Source organism: Corynebacterium sp. MSK073 (genome assembly GCF_030232085.1).
Classification (GTDB): domain Bacteria; phylum Actinomycetota; class Actinomycetes; order Mycobacteriales; family Mycobacteriaceae; genus Corynebacterium.
The window spans coordinates 1-15,929 of record NZ_JASPIY010000012.1 but is presented as its reverse complement, the minus strand read 5'-3'; the positions used below and the strand labels follow the sequence as shown (position 1 = coordinate 15,929).

The following is a 15,929-nucleotide window of genomic DNA, read 5'->3' as shown; positions in this document are numbered from 1 at the left end:
ACCTTACCAACGCCGTGAGCAGGCGGATGCACGAAGAATTGTACTGTGCCTAAAGCAGCGCCTGAATCTCGCGGGCGACGCGCAAAACGGTGAGGTCTTGGCCCGGCTTGCCGATGACCTGCACCGCATCACCCACCCCCGTGGTTTCCCTCGTGCGCAGCGGGATAGTGATCGCCGGCCAGCCCAAGACATTGAATGGCTCGGTCCAGCGGCGCAGGCTGCCAGCAGAATCCGCAGTATTTTCTGCAGTGATGTCGTCCCACCTGATGGGACCGGCGTCGAGGGTGGGGGCGAGGATGATGGGGGAGGCATCGACAAGCGTTAGTGCTTCCGTACGCAGTTGTTGTACCTGCTGCGCTGCAGCGTCGTATTCTGCCTGAGTAATATCCTGCCCGCCCAGGACGCGCTCCAAGATGACGCCCTGGTACTTATCCCGCTGATCGAGGTAGGGCTGGTGGACGGCGTAGGCCTCCTTGAGGCGCATCGGCGCGTAGAGCTTCGCGGTGGCAGCAATGGTGGATTCGAGCTGGGAGTAATCGAGGTCTTCTACGGCGGTGAACGTGGAATCCTGCAGCGCAGACAGCAGACCAGCAAAGCGCTCACCTTTGGTATTCAGCGCAGAGACATCGATGGTGGATACATTCTCGGCCGGCTCCGGTGTCTTATCCGCCGTTGCTAGCAGGGCCTGCTCGATGAGGTCGATGGAGCTGGCGAAGAATCCGATGCAATCGAAGCTTGGCGCGAAGGGGAAGACCCCATCGAGCGGGATCGTGCCGGTGGTTGGCTTAAATCCCAGCACGCCTTGGCTGGCGGCCGGGACACGCACAGAACCTGCGCTATCGGAACCCACCGTGAGATCGAGCGCTCCGCACGCAACCAGCGCCGCCGACCCAGAGCTGGATCCGCCGCCGCAGACCTGCGGATCACGCGGATTGATGACGCGGCCATACGCGGAGGCATCGCCCAAGATGCCATAGGAAAATTCCTGGAGGTTGGCCTTGGCCACGGGAATCGCGCCGGCATCCATTAGCCGCTGTGCCACCGTGGCATTCTGCGTTGGAGCCGGTCCCGTATCAACGTTGGTGCCACAGGTCGTTGGCACTCCGGCGATATCCACGATGTCTTTAAAGGCAACGGGTAATCCGTGCAGCGTAGGGGCAGTATCCACGGTGTCCTCATCAAAAGGGATGGTGGAAATTACCGCGTTAAACTCCTGCTGCGCGTGAGTCAGGCGGTCAGAAACTGTCGACATGGTGGGGCGAATTCCTTTCCACGACGGTTCATACCGTTTGCGGGGTGACTTGCTGCTTTCCAGGGTACAGCTGGTGAGCACGGAGGAAATGAAGCTGTGCCACACGATGAAACCGTGGCGGTCTTCACCGACCAAAAGTAGGCTCGAGACATGACGCGAAAAATTATTCTGGATTGCGACCCTGGCCACGATGATGCGGTAGCCCTGCTCTTGGCCATGGGAAACCCCAACATCGATCTGCTGGGCATTACCACTGTCGGCGGCAACCAGACCTTGGACAAGGTTGCCCGCAATGCCCTCGTGGTCAAGGATATTGCCGGCCACCCAGAGATTCCTGTCTACGCCGGTTGCGATCGCCCGCTCGTGCGCCCCGTAGAAGTCGCTGAGGCGATCCACGGCTCCACCGGCATGGACGTCAACGGCGTCGATCTTCCGGAGCCCAGCACCGCGCTTGCCGATGCCCACGCCATCGACTTCATCATCGACACCGTCATGTCCCACGAACCCGGCACCATTACCTTGGTCCCAACGGGGCCGTTGACCAATATCGCTATGGCGGCGCGTAAAGAACCGCGCATCGTCGAGCGCGTCAAAGAGGTCGTGCTCATGGGCGGCGGCTACCACGAGGGCAATTGGTCCCCAGTCGCCGAATTCAATATCAAGATCGATCCTGAGGCAGCACATATCGTCTTCGAAGAGCCGTGGCTGGTCACCATGGTCGGGCTCGACCTTACCCACCAAGCACTAGCAACAGCCGAGGTCGAAGCTGCAATTAAGGCGTTGAATACACCCGTCTCGGACTTTGTTGTCGGACTCTTCGGTTTCTTCCGCGAGGCGTATCAGCAAAACCAAGGCTTTACGGATCCCCCGGTGCACGATCCGTGTACGGTGGCTTACCTCATCGATCCGAGCATCGTACAAACCCGCAAAGCGCCCGTCCATGTCGAGCTTGCCGGCGCACTTACCACCGGCATGACCGTGACTGACTTACGTGAACCCGCCGATGACAGCTGCCATACCCAAGTCGCTACCAAGTTGGATCACGCGGGGTTCTGGCGCTTGGTTACTGACGCGTTAAAGAACCTGGCCTAAAAGTGAGCCATTAGCCCTGTTACAGCCGCTGTATTGCTAATTGCAGGGCATATCACGGCTGTTTGGGGCTCTGTAAAAGTCCTCATGGGTTTTATGAAAACTCGCTCAATCGGTGAATTAGCTCAGCGATTGAGCCGTTAATTATTTCTTGGTGGAGATAACTTCCACCAAGCATTTGAGACACTTTGATGTGCTGAGTGAGTACAGCTAGGACTTGGTCGTCGCTCATTTCAGGGATCGCGGTGGACGAAATGAATTCCGCGAGCTCTTTACCGCCAAATAATGCTTGGGGGTCTGTGACACTAAAGTATTCAAAGTCCTTAATGAACTCACTGCGAAGTGACTCGGTACTCTGGGGCGTACCCTTTAGCTCTTGTGCTTCAACCAGTTGATCATAGAACTTAGTGAGCTCTGCATACTTGCCTGAAGTGTCGCTGCTATCTTGGTCTCCTGTGTCATCTGTCCGACCTGTTTTGGATACAGGGAAGGTGAATACAAGATCTTCTGGATCTAAGTCGAGATATTCGAAAAGGCTTCGAAGGAACCAGATTTTGGCAGAAGTGTTGTTGCCAACCTGAACATAAAGGCCTTCCTCAATCTTTCGGAAAGACCCAGTTTTTTCGGTGGTAGGCTTTTTAGACCGAAGGAATTTCGAAGATTCTGCGAAAGAAAGAATTTCAGTCCGGTGCTCGTGAAGTAAATACTTCAGTACTGCTTCGACCATGTCAGCCCACGATTTAGTGGTCTTTCTAAAGTCGCCGAATTCAAATCCGCTAATTTTTCGACCACTGAATTCTTCGCTTTCACCCATCGGCTCCTTTGGGAGTACTGCCTCTGGCGGTGCGAAGTTGGTTGACTTAGTTTCCCAGAAATCTAATGCTTTATCGGTAAGGACCTCGTTTCTCTTTTCAATCTGGGGTAAGGACCAGCGATCGGATTCCCGCAGGAGCTCATTGAGGCGATACGGCGAGCTGTCGAAGCCGTTCTCCATGGTTTTCTTGATGGTAAATGGAGAATTCGAGTAGGAAGAGTTGTAGCCGGTGACCGTGAGATTGCCAATTCGGTTTAACCATGACTCGTGAATTTCTTCGGCCCTGTCACCGAGCTCCTGGCGCCAAGCATCAGTAAGGGTCTGGGGCATGATGTGCTCGATGGAAATCCTATTTTCAGCAAGCGCCTTGGAGACATCGCGAATATCCTTTGAATCACCGTTTTCCAGGCAATTGAAAAGGTACTGCCGCCAGTATGCCCGAATGTTGTAGAAGTCTTTGGTGGCAAAGGCTTCCTTGAACTCAGCATCGGTGGGGAAACGACCGCTGCCTGAACGCCTGTTGATCTGATAGATGACGATTGGGGCGAATGGGGTGCCGTCTGAGTGAAGCTTACTGACCTCCGCGTACATAGTCGCGAAGATTTTATTGAGTGAGTTGGTAGCGATGCCGGTGACAAATCGGCGGACGATATAGGACTCGATGGTGAGCAGCACTTCGAGGAAGTCCTCAGGCGTCGTCTTGGATTCGTGGACATCGCGAAGAAGCGGCATAAGGAATGGTAGAACCACAGCGCCCATAAATTCGTTCATGCGCTTTAGCTGCGTGTCTATTTCAGGATAACCGGTATCGGATTCGCGTATTTCACGGAAATACTTGGAATAGGCGTATAAATCATCCAAGAGCTCTGGCATATTCGTCTTGCGCTTGGAAGCGAAAGATTTGAATGCCTCATAAACGTCTTGTTCGCGTGGGGTCTTGGTGGTGTACGTAGTGAGATACCAGCGAATGAAAGAGTCGGTCTGAAAGTTGCAGTTGTCTTCAATCGGATTCCAGCGTTCGTTATATAACCTTTCCTGTTGCGTAGAGTCCAAGCCCATGAGGACAAAGTTGCGAATTTTGTCAGCTTCTTTAAGTTCCAAACCGGTGGAGTTTAAGCTTTCGAAGATGCGCTGGGGCTCGTCGTATTCCTCCAAATCCAAGTGCATTACTTCGAGGCGGCAGATCGCTTTCCAAACCTGGTCAGCGTCTAAAGGGGTAGAACGCAGCTTTTCTCGGAAGAAACGGTAGTTAGACGTTACATTCGATGAGTTGATGAATTCACTTTCAGGACCAAATAGTTTCTGATAAGCATTGTCATCGTCTTTTACAGGCTTAAGCTTGAAACGCGGGTTCTCCTTGTTGTGGCCGATTCGCAGGTAGTCAGAAATAATTTTCTCAGCAAGCGAGGGATCTTCACTCTGGATTTCGCCATCTCGGAGGGCATGAGCGAAAGCAAGCATGAGGATGCTGACGGTGGTAAGCCTCTGTTGGCCATCGATGACAATCCAATTCCAGGAATCTTGGTTCTTCCCGACTACCGCGCCGAAGAAGTGTTTCTTTCGGTCGCTAAGGATTATTTCCTCGAGATCGTCAAAAAGCCGGGCACATTGTTTGTGCTGCCAGTCGTAATTGCGCTGGTATACGGGGATGAGGAGACGGCGATTATTGCCATCATAAAGCGTATAGATTTCGCGGATGCTGCCGCGCATGGGAGACCTTTCGCGAGAAGGAAATTAGGAGGACAAGGCTATATTAGGTCAAGTCCGGTGGAGTGGTGTATCTGTCCTTTCTGAATCTGTGAATCGGGTGACAGTGTTGGGGTCCGGCTCAGGGTTGATGTCGGTTCATTAGGAGGCTGCTCCTCCTCGAGATTTGCATCCGCAAATTCACAGTTCGGGGCTGGTAACTCGATGCGGATAAAATGAATGGGAATAACCCCAACCCAAGGAGCCACCATGAACCAGAACAAATTCCGTCATGTCGTCGTCATGGGAGTCTCTGGCTCTGGCAAGACAACGGTGGGGGAGGCCCTGTCGCCGCTGGTTGGGCTAGAGTACCGCGACGGCGATGATATGCATCCGCAGGCGAATATCGACAAGATGGCCGCTGGGGCGCCGCTGAATGATGAGGACCGCGAGCCGTGGCTGAGGCAGATCGGTCAGTGGCTAGCGGAAAGACCAGAAGGCGCGATGGTGGGGTGTAGCGCGCTGAAGCGAAAATACCGGGACCTGATTCGGGAGTACTGCCCTGGCGTGGCGTTTGTGCATGTACACGGTGACTTTGATGTGTTGTATGAGCGGATGCAACACCGGCCGGGACACTTCATGCCAGCGTCGTTGTTGCAATCGCAATTCGATACCTTGGAGCCACTGGAAGAAGATGAAACTGGCCGCGTCTTCGATGTGACGCGGCCAGTAAAAGAGATTGCTAAAGACGCTACTGCCTGGATAAAGGCTGGCTCCTAAAAGACTGCAGCCGCACCGTAGAGGACGAGCACGAGTGCGAAGCCGATGACGGAGATGAGCATCTGATTAACGGTCCACGTCTTCAGAGTTGTCATCGTGTCCATGCCCATCAGGCGGCCTACGAGCCAGAAGCCGGAATCGTTGACGTGGGAGCCGAAGACCGAACCGGCGGCTGTGGCCACAACGATGAGTGCGAGTTGGAGCTCGTTGAAACCGCCAGCTTCCACGGCGGGGACCATGAGGGCAGCGGCCGTGGTGAGGGCTACGGTGGCTGAACCTTGTGCCAAACGGAGGGCTACGGCGATGAGATAGCAGGCCAGGATGACAGGGATGCCGAGGCCGGAGAGGGAATCGGCAAGCGCATCGCCAATGCCGGAAGTGCGGAGCACGCCGCCGAACATGCCGCCCGCGCCGGTGATGAGCACGACGGAACAGATAGGGCCAAGCGAGGAGTCAACGAGCTTTTCCAGCGCCGTCTTTTCCACGCCGCGGCGCAGACCGAGGACTACCAGTGCGATAAGCACCGTAATCAGCAATGCGATTGGAGTTTGGCCGAGCATGACGAAGAACCTGACCCACGTGGCATCGGCGTCGATGGTGCCGTAGGAAGCTAGGGCGTTGAGCCCGGTATTGAAGAAAATGAGCACCATCGGGATGAGCAAAATGGAAATTACTGTGGTGGCGGAGGCAGGTTTTAAGGGTTGTTCTTCTTCATTAACGATGGGCCCGGCGATGGCGTCAGTGACCTTGAAAGGGAACTTCTTTCCAGCAAAAAGGCCGAAGCGGTAGCCGGAGATATACCAGGTAGGCAGAGCCAGTAACAGGCCGACGAGCAGCACCAAGCCGAGGTCGGCGCCGTAGAATTCACTGGCGGCGACAGGACCGGGGTGCGGTGGCATGTAGACATGCATGACAGAGAATGCGCCGGCGGCCGGCAGGCCAAAGGCAAGGACCGGGCCATTCAAGCGGCGGGCGACGGCAAAGATAACCGGAAGCATCACGATAAGCCCAGCATCGAAGAAGATTGGAAAGCCCATAATCAGCGAGGCGATGCCGAGTGCAAGGGGTGCTTTATTTTCGCCGAAGCGGCGAACCATGGCGTCGGCAAGCGACTGGGCACCGCCGGAAGCCTCCACGAGCCGGCCGATCATGGCGCCGAGGCCCACCAGAAGCGCCACCGAGCCAAGGGTGGAGCTGAAACTTTCCGTCATCGTAGGGACGATGCCTTCCAGTGGTATGCCAGATGCAAGTGCTGTCAGCGCGGAGACCACCAGCAGAGTGAGAAAAGCGTGGAGCTTGAAATATATGACCAGTACCAAAATCACAGCGACCGCAGCGACCGCAATCCCCAGCAGCGGACCAGTGGACAATGTGGGTTCCCACGTCTCCATAGAAAAGGCTCCTTTTCTTGTGCAAACCTTTGAATATGGGCAACGTTAGCAGTAGCTCTGCTAGCCGATGCCCACATTCACCAACGCGGCTTATCTACCGCCCCGAAACTGGGCATATAAAAATCCCCTGATTCTCGTTGAGAACCAAGGGGGAGCAGAGGCGAGCTTAGTCGAACTGGCCTTGGATAATGGCGGCCGCATCAAGCGGCGTTACGTGATAGGAGATCGGGTTCTGGTTGGAACCTGCCATAAGTGCGCCGGCGCAGGAGTGTCCCGCGCCCATCATGTGGCCTAGCTCGTGAGCGATGGTGCCTTGGAGAGCCTCAGGGTAAGTAGCATTGGGCATCTTGATGGAGACTAATTTGTGATCCGGGTAAGCCGAGCCTTGGACGTAGCCGCGAGGATCTGGATTGTAGATGATGGAAATGGTGTCATCATCAGCTTCGGAAGGCTTTACTTCCTTAAGGGAAGCCTTCCCCTCGAGAGCCTCGTTCCACTCGGCAACGGCGGCGTCTAGCTGCTTGCGGTAGGGGAAGTTATCCGCCACTTTGTACTTCAGTACGCCATCGCTGAAATAAGGTTTTACAGAGTCCTCATCGTGGAGGATGGAAGGATCTGGGACCGGTTTCCCTTCGTTAGCCAGTTTGGTGATGGCCTTGCAGGTTCCAGGATCGATGATGGAACGTACTGGGTCGCTCTTTGCGTTCGCGGCCGGCGCGGCGATAGTACCGAGTATGGCGGTGGTGGCAAGGGCGGTGACAGATAGCTTCTTCAGAGAGCGCATCGGCAGTTAGTGACCTTTCGATTGGCTTATCGTTCGTGGAGTGCAGTTTGCCTTAGCAATATCCGCGGAAAAGAATTGCGTGGATGCCTCAGGCAAGCGAGTAATAATCATTTTTTACTACACCGGCCAAAGTAGAAATTTACATTGTTAACTTCGCTTTGTCGACTCTAATTTAGACGCTCACCAGTAGTAGAGCTAAATAGGTGGACACGGTCAGGATCGGGAGAGACGTGGAAAGTATCACCAATTGCGTAATCACAGCGAGCGCTTACCAACATGCCAGTTTGTCCGCCCATTCGGGTCGTCGACTGCAGATCTTCGCCGGAGTCCGCTAAGTCACCATAGAGGTAGGTTTGATTGCCTAGTTCTTCAACGTGTTTAACGGTGAATTCCGCACCTTCCTCTGTGTGCACCCAATCTTCGGGGCGAACGCCAACGGTAACGGATTTCCCACCATCGAAGTCGTAATTCGCCAAGTTGATGCGAGTCGACCCCAGGGTGAGCCGGCTAGAGGTGTGTGCGAGGTCGTAGATATTCATGGCAGGGGAGCCGATGAACCCAGCAACGAAGACGTTCTGGGGGCGGTCGTAGATTTCACGAGTGGTATCTACTTGTTGTAGGACACCTGCATTAAGCACCGCGACGCGGTCACCCATGGTCATTGCTTCGGTTTGGTCGTGGGTCACGTACACCGTGGTAGTGCCAAGGCGGCGTTGCAAATTCGAAATCTGCGCGCGGGTGGATACGCGCAGTTTTGCATCCAAGTTGGACAATGGTTCGTCCATGCAGAATACAGCTGGTTCGCGCACGATGGCGCGGCCCATCGCTACGCGCTGGCGCTGGCCGCCTGACAGATTCGCGGGCTTCCGGTCAAGCAAATCCTCCATCTGCAAAATTTTGGCGGCTTCTTGTACCCGTGTCTTAATCTGGTCCTTGGGTACTTTCCGGTTTTCCAAGGCGAAAGACATATTTTGTGCGACCGACATATTCGGGTACAGGGCGTAGTTTTGAAAGACCATGGCTACGTCACGATCTGATGGGCTGACTCCAGTGACGTCTTTTCCGCCGATCCGAATGGAACCTCGGTCTGTCGGCTCAAGGCCAGCGAGCATTCGTAGGCTGGTGGATTTTCCGCAGCCAGAAGGCCCGACGAGGACCAAAAACTCGCCATCGGAAATATCTAGATTAAGACGGTCAACTGCGGGGCGCTCCGCGTCTTTGGAATAGATGCGGCTTGCACCATCAAATGTGACAGTAGCCATGGTGTTACCTTTCAGATACTAAGGAAAATTGGCAAGATTAGCCGTTAATGACGGGCTTTACCTGGTTGTCATAAATGGATTGCAGAGTCTTTTCTAGATCCGTAAGCACCTTGGTGACATCGTCGCGGTTGGTGACGATCTTCTCAAAGGCACCACCAATCTCCTGATCTGCACCAGGGAGGAATACACGGGCGTTGTCCTGTGGGCGAGTTTCTGGAAGCTGCTTGATAGCAGTCTCGAAATTCGGGTTCTCTTCCATGAATTTCTTCTGATCCTCGTTGTCGGCAGCAGAAGAGCGGACTGGCATATAACCCACATTTTGGGACCAATACGAGGTGTTTTCCTCGTTCGTGATGAAATCAATCAGCTTGATGGCTGCCACCTGGCGGTTCTTGCTAATACCGGAAGGAATGGCGAGGCCTGCACCTCCGGTGGGGCAAGCGCCGTCTCCCTTTGGATTGGGAAGGAATGCGGTTCCTAACTCGAAGTCAGCGGTATCAGAGATACCTGCGAGATCGCCTGTGGATAGGACAGTGGCTGCAGCGCGTCCGGTGCCGAATTCCATAGCCATGTCATTGCCCATGTAGGAGTAGCCATTCTTGCTATCGGTAGCATCCTTGAGCCATTCCACAGCTTCGATGGTTTTGTCATCAGTGAACTTCAAATCCCATTCATCGGAGTAGGCACCGCCCTTAGACCACAAGGGGCCTTGGAAAATCCATCCCAAGTAGCCGACTGCATCGCCCCAGCCAAAGGGCTTCATCTTAGAATCCGCGCTGGCGAGCTTTTTAGACCACTCATCCATTTCGTCCCAAGACTCCGGTCCACGGTCTGGCAAGCCAGCCTTCTTCCATGCGTCCTTGTTGTAGTAGAACAGGGGAGTTGACCGGGCAAAGGGAAGCGCGAAGTGGCCGCCGTCGTAGTTATAGTCCTCATAGAGCGGCTGGACATAGGTCGAGAGGTCAATATCGGCTTCTTTGGCTAGATCATCAACATTGGCAATCTGCCCATTGATAGCGAAGTTGTACCACCACACATCAGACAGAACCACGATGTCTGGAAGATCAGAGCCGGTAAGTGCAGCATTAAACTTTTGCGCTGCCTCTTCGTAGTTCTTTCCAGCGTCAACAAGGGTGACCTTGATGTCAGGGTTTTCCTTCTCGAAGCGAGAGATGATTTCCTTTTCGATGTCCTTTGAGGAAGCCGGGTGGTTGGACCACCACGTCAATTCCGTGACCTCGCCACCATCGCCACCGTCGCTACTGCCCTGGGAACTGGTAGATGAGGTGCCAGCACAAGCGGCAAGAAATGAAGCGGTAGAAGCAGTGGAGGCTAGCGCGAGAAACTTACGGCGAAGCATGGGTATCTCCTTAAATTGAAGTCAGATTGAGAAGAATAGGGCGACAACGGCGAGCGTGATAAGGATAGAAGCCTTCTAACCTTTTACGGCGCCAGTGGTGAGACCTTGAATCATGTATTTCTGCAGGCCAAGGAAAATGACGACCATCGGGAGAATGGTTAGAACGGTTGCGGCCATTACTGGTCCCCAGTTAGTAACGCCATCGTTGTTTTGCAGCATGGTCAGACCCACCTGCAGGGGAGCAACCCGTTCTGTATCCGCCATCAGGAATGGCCACAAGTAGGTATTCCATTCGTTTACTAGGGTGATCACGGAAAAAGCTGTCAATGTTGGCCAAGAAACGGGAAGAAGCACCTTGGTGAGCAAGCGAATGGGGCCGGCGCCGTCCATGCGAGCAGCTTCCACAAGCTCATAAGGCAAGGACAGGAAGTGATTGCGCATGAGGAAGGTGCCGAATGCAACACCAGCCAGCGGGACGATGATGCCTACAAAGGTATTACGCCAGCCCAAGGAATTGACCAAGGCGTAGTTGGAAATCACCGTGATTTCTGCGGGGACCATCAGGGAAGAAATCACCACGATGAACACTAGATTGCGTCCTGGGAAGCGAAGGATAGATAACGCGTAGGCGGAGACGACACCAAGCACAATCTTTATAGCGGATAGCACCGCGGTAATGAAGACTGAGTTACGCAGGTAGGTCCAGAAAGGGACGCGCGTTGTGGCATCTGCGTAATTTTTGGTTTCCCACGTCGGCGGTAGCCAGTTAACTGGGTCGGTGTAAATATCACCTCTGGCCTTGAATGAGGTCATTAAGATCCAGAACAACGGCAGTCCCACGAGTAGGAGGACGAGGATAATTCCTACGTACCCACCGATGAGTTTGGCACGCCTTGCTACAGGGGAAGAGTCTGTGATCATGTGAAGATTTGAATCAGCCATAGGGTGGGTTAACCTCGCTTATCCATGATGCGGACCTGAATCAACGTAACGACGAGCAGGATGAGGAATAGGATTGTCGCAGCAGTGGCGCCGTAACCAGCACGGAAGTTGACAAAGGTTTCGTTATAAATCTGAAAAACCAGGGTCTGGGTGCCGTTTCCTTGAGGGCCGCCCCGGGTCATGACGTTGATGATGTCGAAGACCTGCACAGAGTTGAGCAGTACCGTAATGGAAAGGAAGAAGGTGGTATTGCGCAGTTGCGGCATTGTCACGCGCCAGAATTTGCGCCAACGGCCTGTTCCATCAATGGCGGCAGCTTCGTCTAATTCCTTATCTAGGCCCTGTAGGGCAGCCAAGTAGATGACAAACGTATAACCCAAGTTCTTCCACACGAATGTAAATGTCACCATGAACAACGCCCAGCCAGGCACGGCATAAAAGTTTGGAGAACTAATGCCAAACCATCCGAGGATTTCTTGAATCAACCCAAAGTTGGGGTCGAATACGAACTGGAAGGCGATACCGATTGCGGCACCGGAGATGGCGTAGGGCGCGAAGACCACCGAGCGTGCGAAGTTGCGGCCTCTGATCTTTTGATTGAGAAGTAGCGCAAGCGCGAGCCCAATAACCATGGAGCCGATGACCGTGAAAAAGGTGAAAATGACGGTATTAAAGACGATCGTCTTTGTATCGTCGCGCGTGAACCACTCCACGTAATTATCAAAACCAACAAAAGTGGAGCTTGAACTAGAAATATTCCAGTTAAAAAAGGAAAGCCGAATATTATCCAGTAGTGGCCGGTAGGTAAAAATGGCCAGCAAGATGAGGTTGGGCGCCAAAAGCGCGGCAGCCAGCAACCATTCCTTATGTCGGCTCTTTGTAGCCTTTCGCACGAGCTCCGATGAATTATCGTTGCTCGGGCCGGTGGCCGTGGCAGTCGCGATGCCGTTCTTAGCGTCGGCGTGGTCATCCCTGAGAGTCACCCAGCCAACGTAAACCGCGTAGATTACGGGGTGTTTCACATAATGGAAACTTTTGATGAATTTAAAACGTCGAGTCCGTAAAGGCTAGGGGGCTATTGCGAACTCTATTGAAAACAACTCCAGCGCCCGGGCCTCAGTGAAGGGCCGCAGGGCGCTGGAGCTGGTTCTCTCTATCTCTCTTGCGCTCTCTCGAACGCTAAGAAAAGTATGGCGCTAGACCCTGTTATGGGCATTGAAGAAAGCTGAAATTTTCCTGGAAGTTAGTGGAGGGTAAGAAGGCCGCGAGGGAGGCGCACGGTGCGCTAGTCTGGGAGGTAGAAGAAACAGCCAAAATGTGGGTGGAAGCTGGGGCAATGGCCGCCGAGAAGTGGCCTGGATCGCAGCTTTCCCGCGAGGTAGAGGTGGAAGATTTGTCGTCGCAGTATGATCCGAATTTTCACCGGCAGATGGGCGTGGAAGCTGACGTCGTCTTGCGCGTCGGAATGATGCTGATGGGGGCGGGCACATCGGGCTATCGCGTCCTGCGCGGTATGAAGCGCAGCGCCCGGGCACTGGGATTTGATTATTTGGACGCAAACGTGGGCCTGACGCAGATTACCTGTACTTTTCACCGGGGCGATTCCTTTCGCACGGTGATTGCGCGCACGCATTCGCCGGCCGTTGATGCTTCCCGCATTGAGGCATTGGAGGACCTCACCCATAACCACTTGTATTCCGGCATTACCGCGGAAGAGCTTGCGGGGATGCTCGATTCCATAGAAAGCGATGTGAAAAAGCGCTGGAGCGTGTGGGTCCTATCCACGGCGGCCGCGGTCGCGTGCGCGGCGTTCGCTTACCTGAATTTCTTCCCAGTGCAAGCGGTAGGGCTCGTGGCGCTGGCGGCATTCGTGGGGCAATTTGTACGCTATGAGGTGCTTCACCAGCACGTGCACCAAATTGGCGGGATCATCGCTGGTGGCGCGGCAGCCAGCATCACCTTCTTTATCCTCATTGAGCTCCTCGGATTTGCTGGGGTGGTGGAGCCGAGCGAGCTGTCCTCAGGCTATGTCGCAGCGGTACTCTTTTTGATCCCGGGGTTCCCGCTCTTTTCGGCGCTGATCGATATTGCGCGCTTTGATTTTGATGCGGGCATCGCCAGGCTGGGCTATGCGTTCACGGTCATCTTTACCGCTACGTTTACCGTCTCCATGGTCAGTTGGCTAACGGATCTCAGCCCAGATCCGCCGGTTCCCGCCCCGGATACGCGGTGGTACCTGCTGGCGTTTGTTGCCAGTTTCTTCGGCATCGCGGGCTTTGCCTTCCTCTTTAATTCCTCGCGCCGCATGGTGCTGGTGGCTGCAAGTGTGGGAACCGTGGCCAACGCGGTGCGCCTTGGCCTCCTTGAGCTGGGCACGACCATCTACTTTGCAGCGTTTATCGGCGGGCTCATTATCGGGCTCTTGGGCGCGGTGGCCTCGCAAAAGGCGCGGTTGCCGCGCATTACCACCACCGTGCCGGCCGCCGTCATCATGATCCCTGGGGTGACGATGTTCCGCGCGGTCTACTACCTCAATGATGGCCAGATGGATCAGGCGGTGGCGAATGTAGCCACGGGCTTGATGGTGGTAGGCGCCATCGGTGCTGGGATGGTATTTGCCCGGCTGCTGACGGACCGCGATTGGGCGCTGGGACGCCTTATTGATTTCGATAAGGAAATCCCGCGGAAAAAGCCCTCTTAGTTCGGGTGGTCTAGCAGTGGGGCGGCCAGAGGCAGCAGGCAGTAGCGGCACCCCACAACGCAGAACCAGTAAAACGCCAGCGGCACCCGGTTCCTTTCGGTTCCGAGTGCCGCTGGCGTCTCTCTCTACAAGGGTGTTTCCATGTATCGGTTTTCACCGCCCTCTGGAAACTGAGGGGTTCTCTCTATCTCTCTCGTATGCGCTCTCTCAAACGCATGATTTAAGTATGGGGCACGCGGCTGAGCTCACCATGGAATCTGCCTGAAAGGTTGCTGCTAAGTGCTGTGAGTTGGGTGGGGAAGGGAGGCATCGGCAAGCAAAGCTTGTAGGCGAGGCTATAAAGGCATATAAAAGTGACATAAACCATAGTAAATTCTGTAGGCTCGTTGCTATGGGTGCAGACTATGCTGCGCCATTTTTGCGAAAAGCTCAACAGAAACGAGGTGAGGAGCATGGCTCCTCTGATAGCCCCACCGCCAGCGAGTGACGAATCTGCCCCAACGGATGTGGACGTTCCTGGCACTTCACACGAACAGCGCGCTTCCGCTATCAAGGCCGCATTCATCGGCACGTTTATTGAGTGGTTCGATTATGCGGCCTATATCTATATGTCCGCGATTATCTCGCGTGTCTTCTTCCCAGAAATGGAAGGCCGCCGCGCGCTGATTTTGACCTTCGCGCTCTTCGCGCTGTCATTCCTGGTGCGCCCCATCGGTGGAATCGTCTGGGGCCATATTGGTGATAAGCACGGCCGCATCCACACGTTGACCTATTCCATCGTGCTGATGTCGCTGGCGACCGCCTGCATCGGCCTATTGCCTGGGTATGCCACCATCGGCTTTGCCGCCACGCTCTTGCTCCTTATGTGCCGCATGGTGCAAGGCTTTTCCGCCGCCGGTGAATATGCCGGCGCCGCCACCCACCTGGCTGAGATTGCCCCACCTGGAAAACGCGGGATTTATGCCGCGGTGGTGCCCTCGGCCACCGCATCCGGGCTGCTCTTGGGCTCGCTCATCGCGGCTTTTCTTACCGGCGTGCTTGATGATGGTGCCCTGCATTCCTGGGGCTGGCGCGTGCCCTTCCTGGTAGCGCTGCCGCTGGGCCTGTACGGCTTGTGGATCCGCCGCCACACGGAGGAATCCAACCGCTTTGAAAAGCACGCGGACACCGAGCTTTCGCCCCTGCGACAGGTGCTGAAATACCCCAAGGCCCTGGCTATTGCCTTTGCCGGCGCGGTGCTCAACGCGATTGGCTTCTACGTCATCTTGACCTACCTGCCCACCTATCTTTCAGAGGAGCTGGGCATGGCAGAAACCCCGGCGTTTATCGCGTCCTCGGTGGCCTCCGCGTTCTACGTGGGGTTTGCGCTACTTACCGGCCTGCTCTCTGATCGCCTGGGCCGGCGGACTACCATGCTGTGCGCCGCGCTCTTTATGGGCCTTGCCATCATTCCGGCATTCATGCTTCTCGATGGCGCAGGCATCCTGCTCGTCATCATCATTCAGGTGTGCCTGGGTGGGGTGCTGGCGCTTAACGATGGCGTCTTGCCCTCCTTCCTTTCCGAGCAGTTCCCCACGCACGTGCGCCTGTCTGGCTTCGCGCTGACGTTTAATACGGCCAATGCCATCTTCGGCGGTACCGCCCCGATGATCGCGACGTGGCTGATTGATACCACCGGAAATAGACTCGCCCCGGCCTTTTACCTGGTGGCCGCGGCGATCGTGACGGGCACCGCCGTGCTCTTCGCGCCGCGCAAGAACGACCTGGTGGCATAACCCGTGCGGGTTATGCCTGTGGAACTAGCAAAACGCCAGCGGCACTCGGTTCCTTTCGGTTCCGAGTGCCGCTGGCGTCTCTCTCTACAAGGG

12 protein-coding genes are annotated in these 15,929 nt (G+C 55.1%); 4 read left to right on the top strand and 8 right to left on the bottom strand.

Annotated features, from left to right (window positions below):
* Positions 1–49 precede the first annotated feature (49 nt).
* Positions 50–1,252 carry an amidase gene (locus tag QP970_RS08675; protein ID WP_239269380.1) on the bottom strand — a complete coding sequence of 401 codons (1,203 nt, stop codon included), beginning with the start codon at positions 1,250–1,252 and terminating at the stop codon, positions 50–52.
* A gap of 150 nt (positions 1,253–1,402) precedes the next feature.
* Between QP970_RS08675 and uriH the strand changes: the two genes are divergently transcribed.
* Positions 1,403–2,344: a uridine-preferring nucleoside hydrolase UriH gene (gene uriH / locus QP970_RS08670; protein WP_284869858.1), complete on the top strand. Its 942-nt coding sequence runs from the start codon at positions 1,403–1,405 to the stop codon at positions 2,342–2,344.
* Positions 2,345–2,435: 91 nt separating this feature from the next.
* Here uriH and QP970_RS08665 read toward each other — a convergent pair whose 3' ends face one another.
* Entirely contained in the window at positions 2,436–4,865 is a 2,430-nt protein-coding gene (locus QP970_RS08665) for a DUF262 domain-containing protein (RefSeq protein ID WP_239269382.1), read from the bottom strand.
* Between the two features lie 246 nt (positions 4,866–5,111).
* On the opposite strand from QP970_RS08665, the gene QP970_RS08660 reads away from it, so the two are divergent.
* Positions 5,112–5,621 carry a gluconokinase gene (locus QP970_RS08660; RefSeq protein ID WP_284869857.1) on the top strand — a complete coding sequence of 170 codons (510 nt, stop codon included), beginning with the start codon at positions 5,112–5,114 and terminating at the stop codon, positions 5,619–5,621.
* On the opposite strand, the gene QP970_RS08655 is transcribed toward QP970_RS08660, so the two are convergent.
* The 6 genes from QP970_RS08655 to QP970_RS08630 all read right to left on the bottom strand — a co-directional run bounded on the left by QP970_RS08655 (position 5,618) and on the right by QP970_RS08630 (position 12,253).
* Positions 5,618–7,012 (bottom strand): GntP family permease, encoded by a 1,395-nt coding sequence (locus QP970_RS08655; RefSeq protein WP_239269384.1) that lies wholly within the window; start codon positions 7,010–7,012, stop codon positions 5,618–5,620. The genes QP970_RS08660 and QP970_RS08655 overlap by 4 nt on opposite strands.
* 166 nt (positions 7,013–7,178) lie before the next feature.
* Positions 7,179–7,796 (bottom strand): zinc metalloprotease, encoded by a 618-nt coding sequence (locus tag QP970_RS08650; RefSeq protein ID WP_239269385.1) that lies wholly within the window; start codon positions 7,794–7,796, stop codon positions 7,179–7,181.
* A 167-nt stretch (positions 7,797–7,963) separates the two neighbouring features.
* The gene (locus QP970_RS08645) at positions 7,964–9,058 is read right to left on the bottom strand and encodes an ABC transporter ATP-binding protein (RefSeq protein ID WP_239269386.1); all 1,095 of its coding nucleotides are present in this window, start codon (positions 9,056–9,058) and stop codon (positions 7,964–7,966) included.
* 37 nt (positions 9,059–9,095) lie between these two features.
* Positions 9,096–10,418: an ABC transporter substrate-binding protein gene (locus QP970_RS08640; RefSeq protein WP_284869856.1), complete on the bottom strand. Its 1,323-nt coding sequence runs from the start codon at positions 10,416–10,418 to the stop codon at positions 9,096–9,098.
* A gap of 75 nt (positions 10,419–10,493) precedes the next feature.
* Positions 10,494–11,339, bottom strand: a complete 846-nt coding sequence (locus QP970_RS08635) for a carbohydrate ABC transporter permease (RefSeq protein ID WP_239269444.1) — start codon at positions 11,337–11,339, stop codon at positions 10,494–10,496.
* 29 nt (positions 11,340–11,368) lie between these two features.
* On the bottom strand, positions 11,369–12,253 hold the full coding sequence (locus QP970_RS08630; RefSeq protein WP_239269445.1) for a carbohydrate ABC transporter permease: 885 nt from the start codon (positions 12,251–12,253) through the stop codon (positions 11,369–11,371).
* Positions 12,254–12,789: 536 nt separating this feature from the next.
* Here QP970_RS08630 and QP970_RS08625 point away from each other — a divergent pair.
* The gene (locus tag QP970_RS08625; RefSeq protein WP_239269446.1) at positions 12,790–14,061 is read left to right on the top strand and encodes a threonine/serine exporter family protein; all 1,272 of its coding nucleotides are present in this window, start codon (positions 12,790–12,792) and stop codon (positions 14,059–14,061) included.
* A gap of 452 nt (positions 14,062–14,513) precedes the next feature.
* The gene (locus QP970_RS08620; RefSeq protein WP_239269388.1) at positions 14,514–15,836 is read left to right on the top strand and encodes an MFS transporter; all 1,323 of its coding nucleotides are present in this window, start codon (positions 14,514–14,516) and stop codon (positions 15,834–15,836) included.
* Positions 15,837–15,929 lie beyond the last annotated feature (93 nt).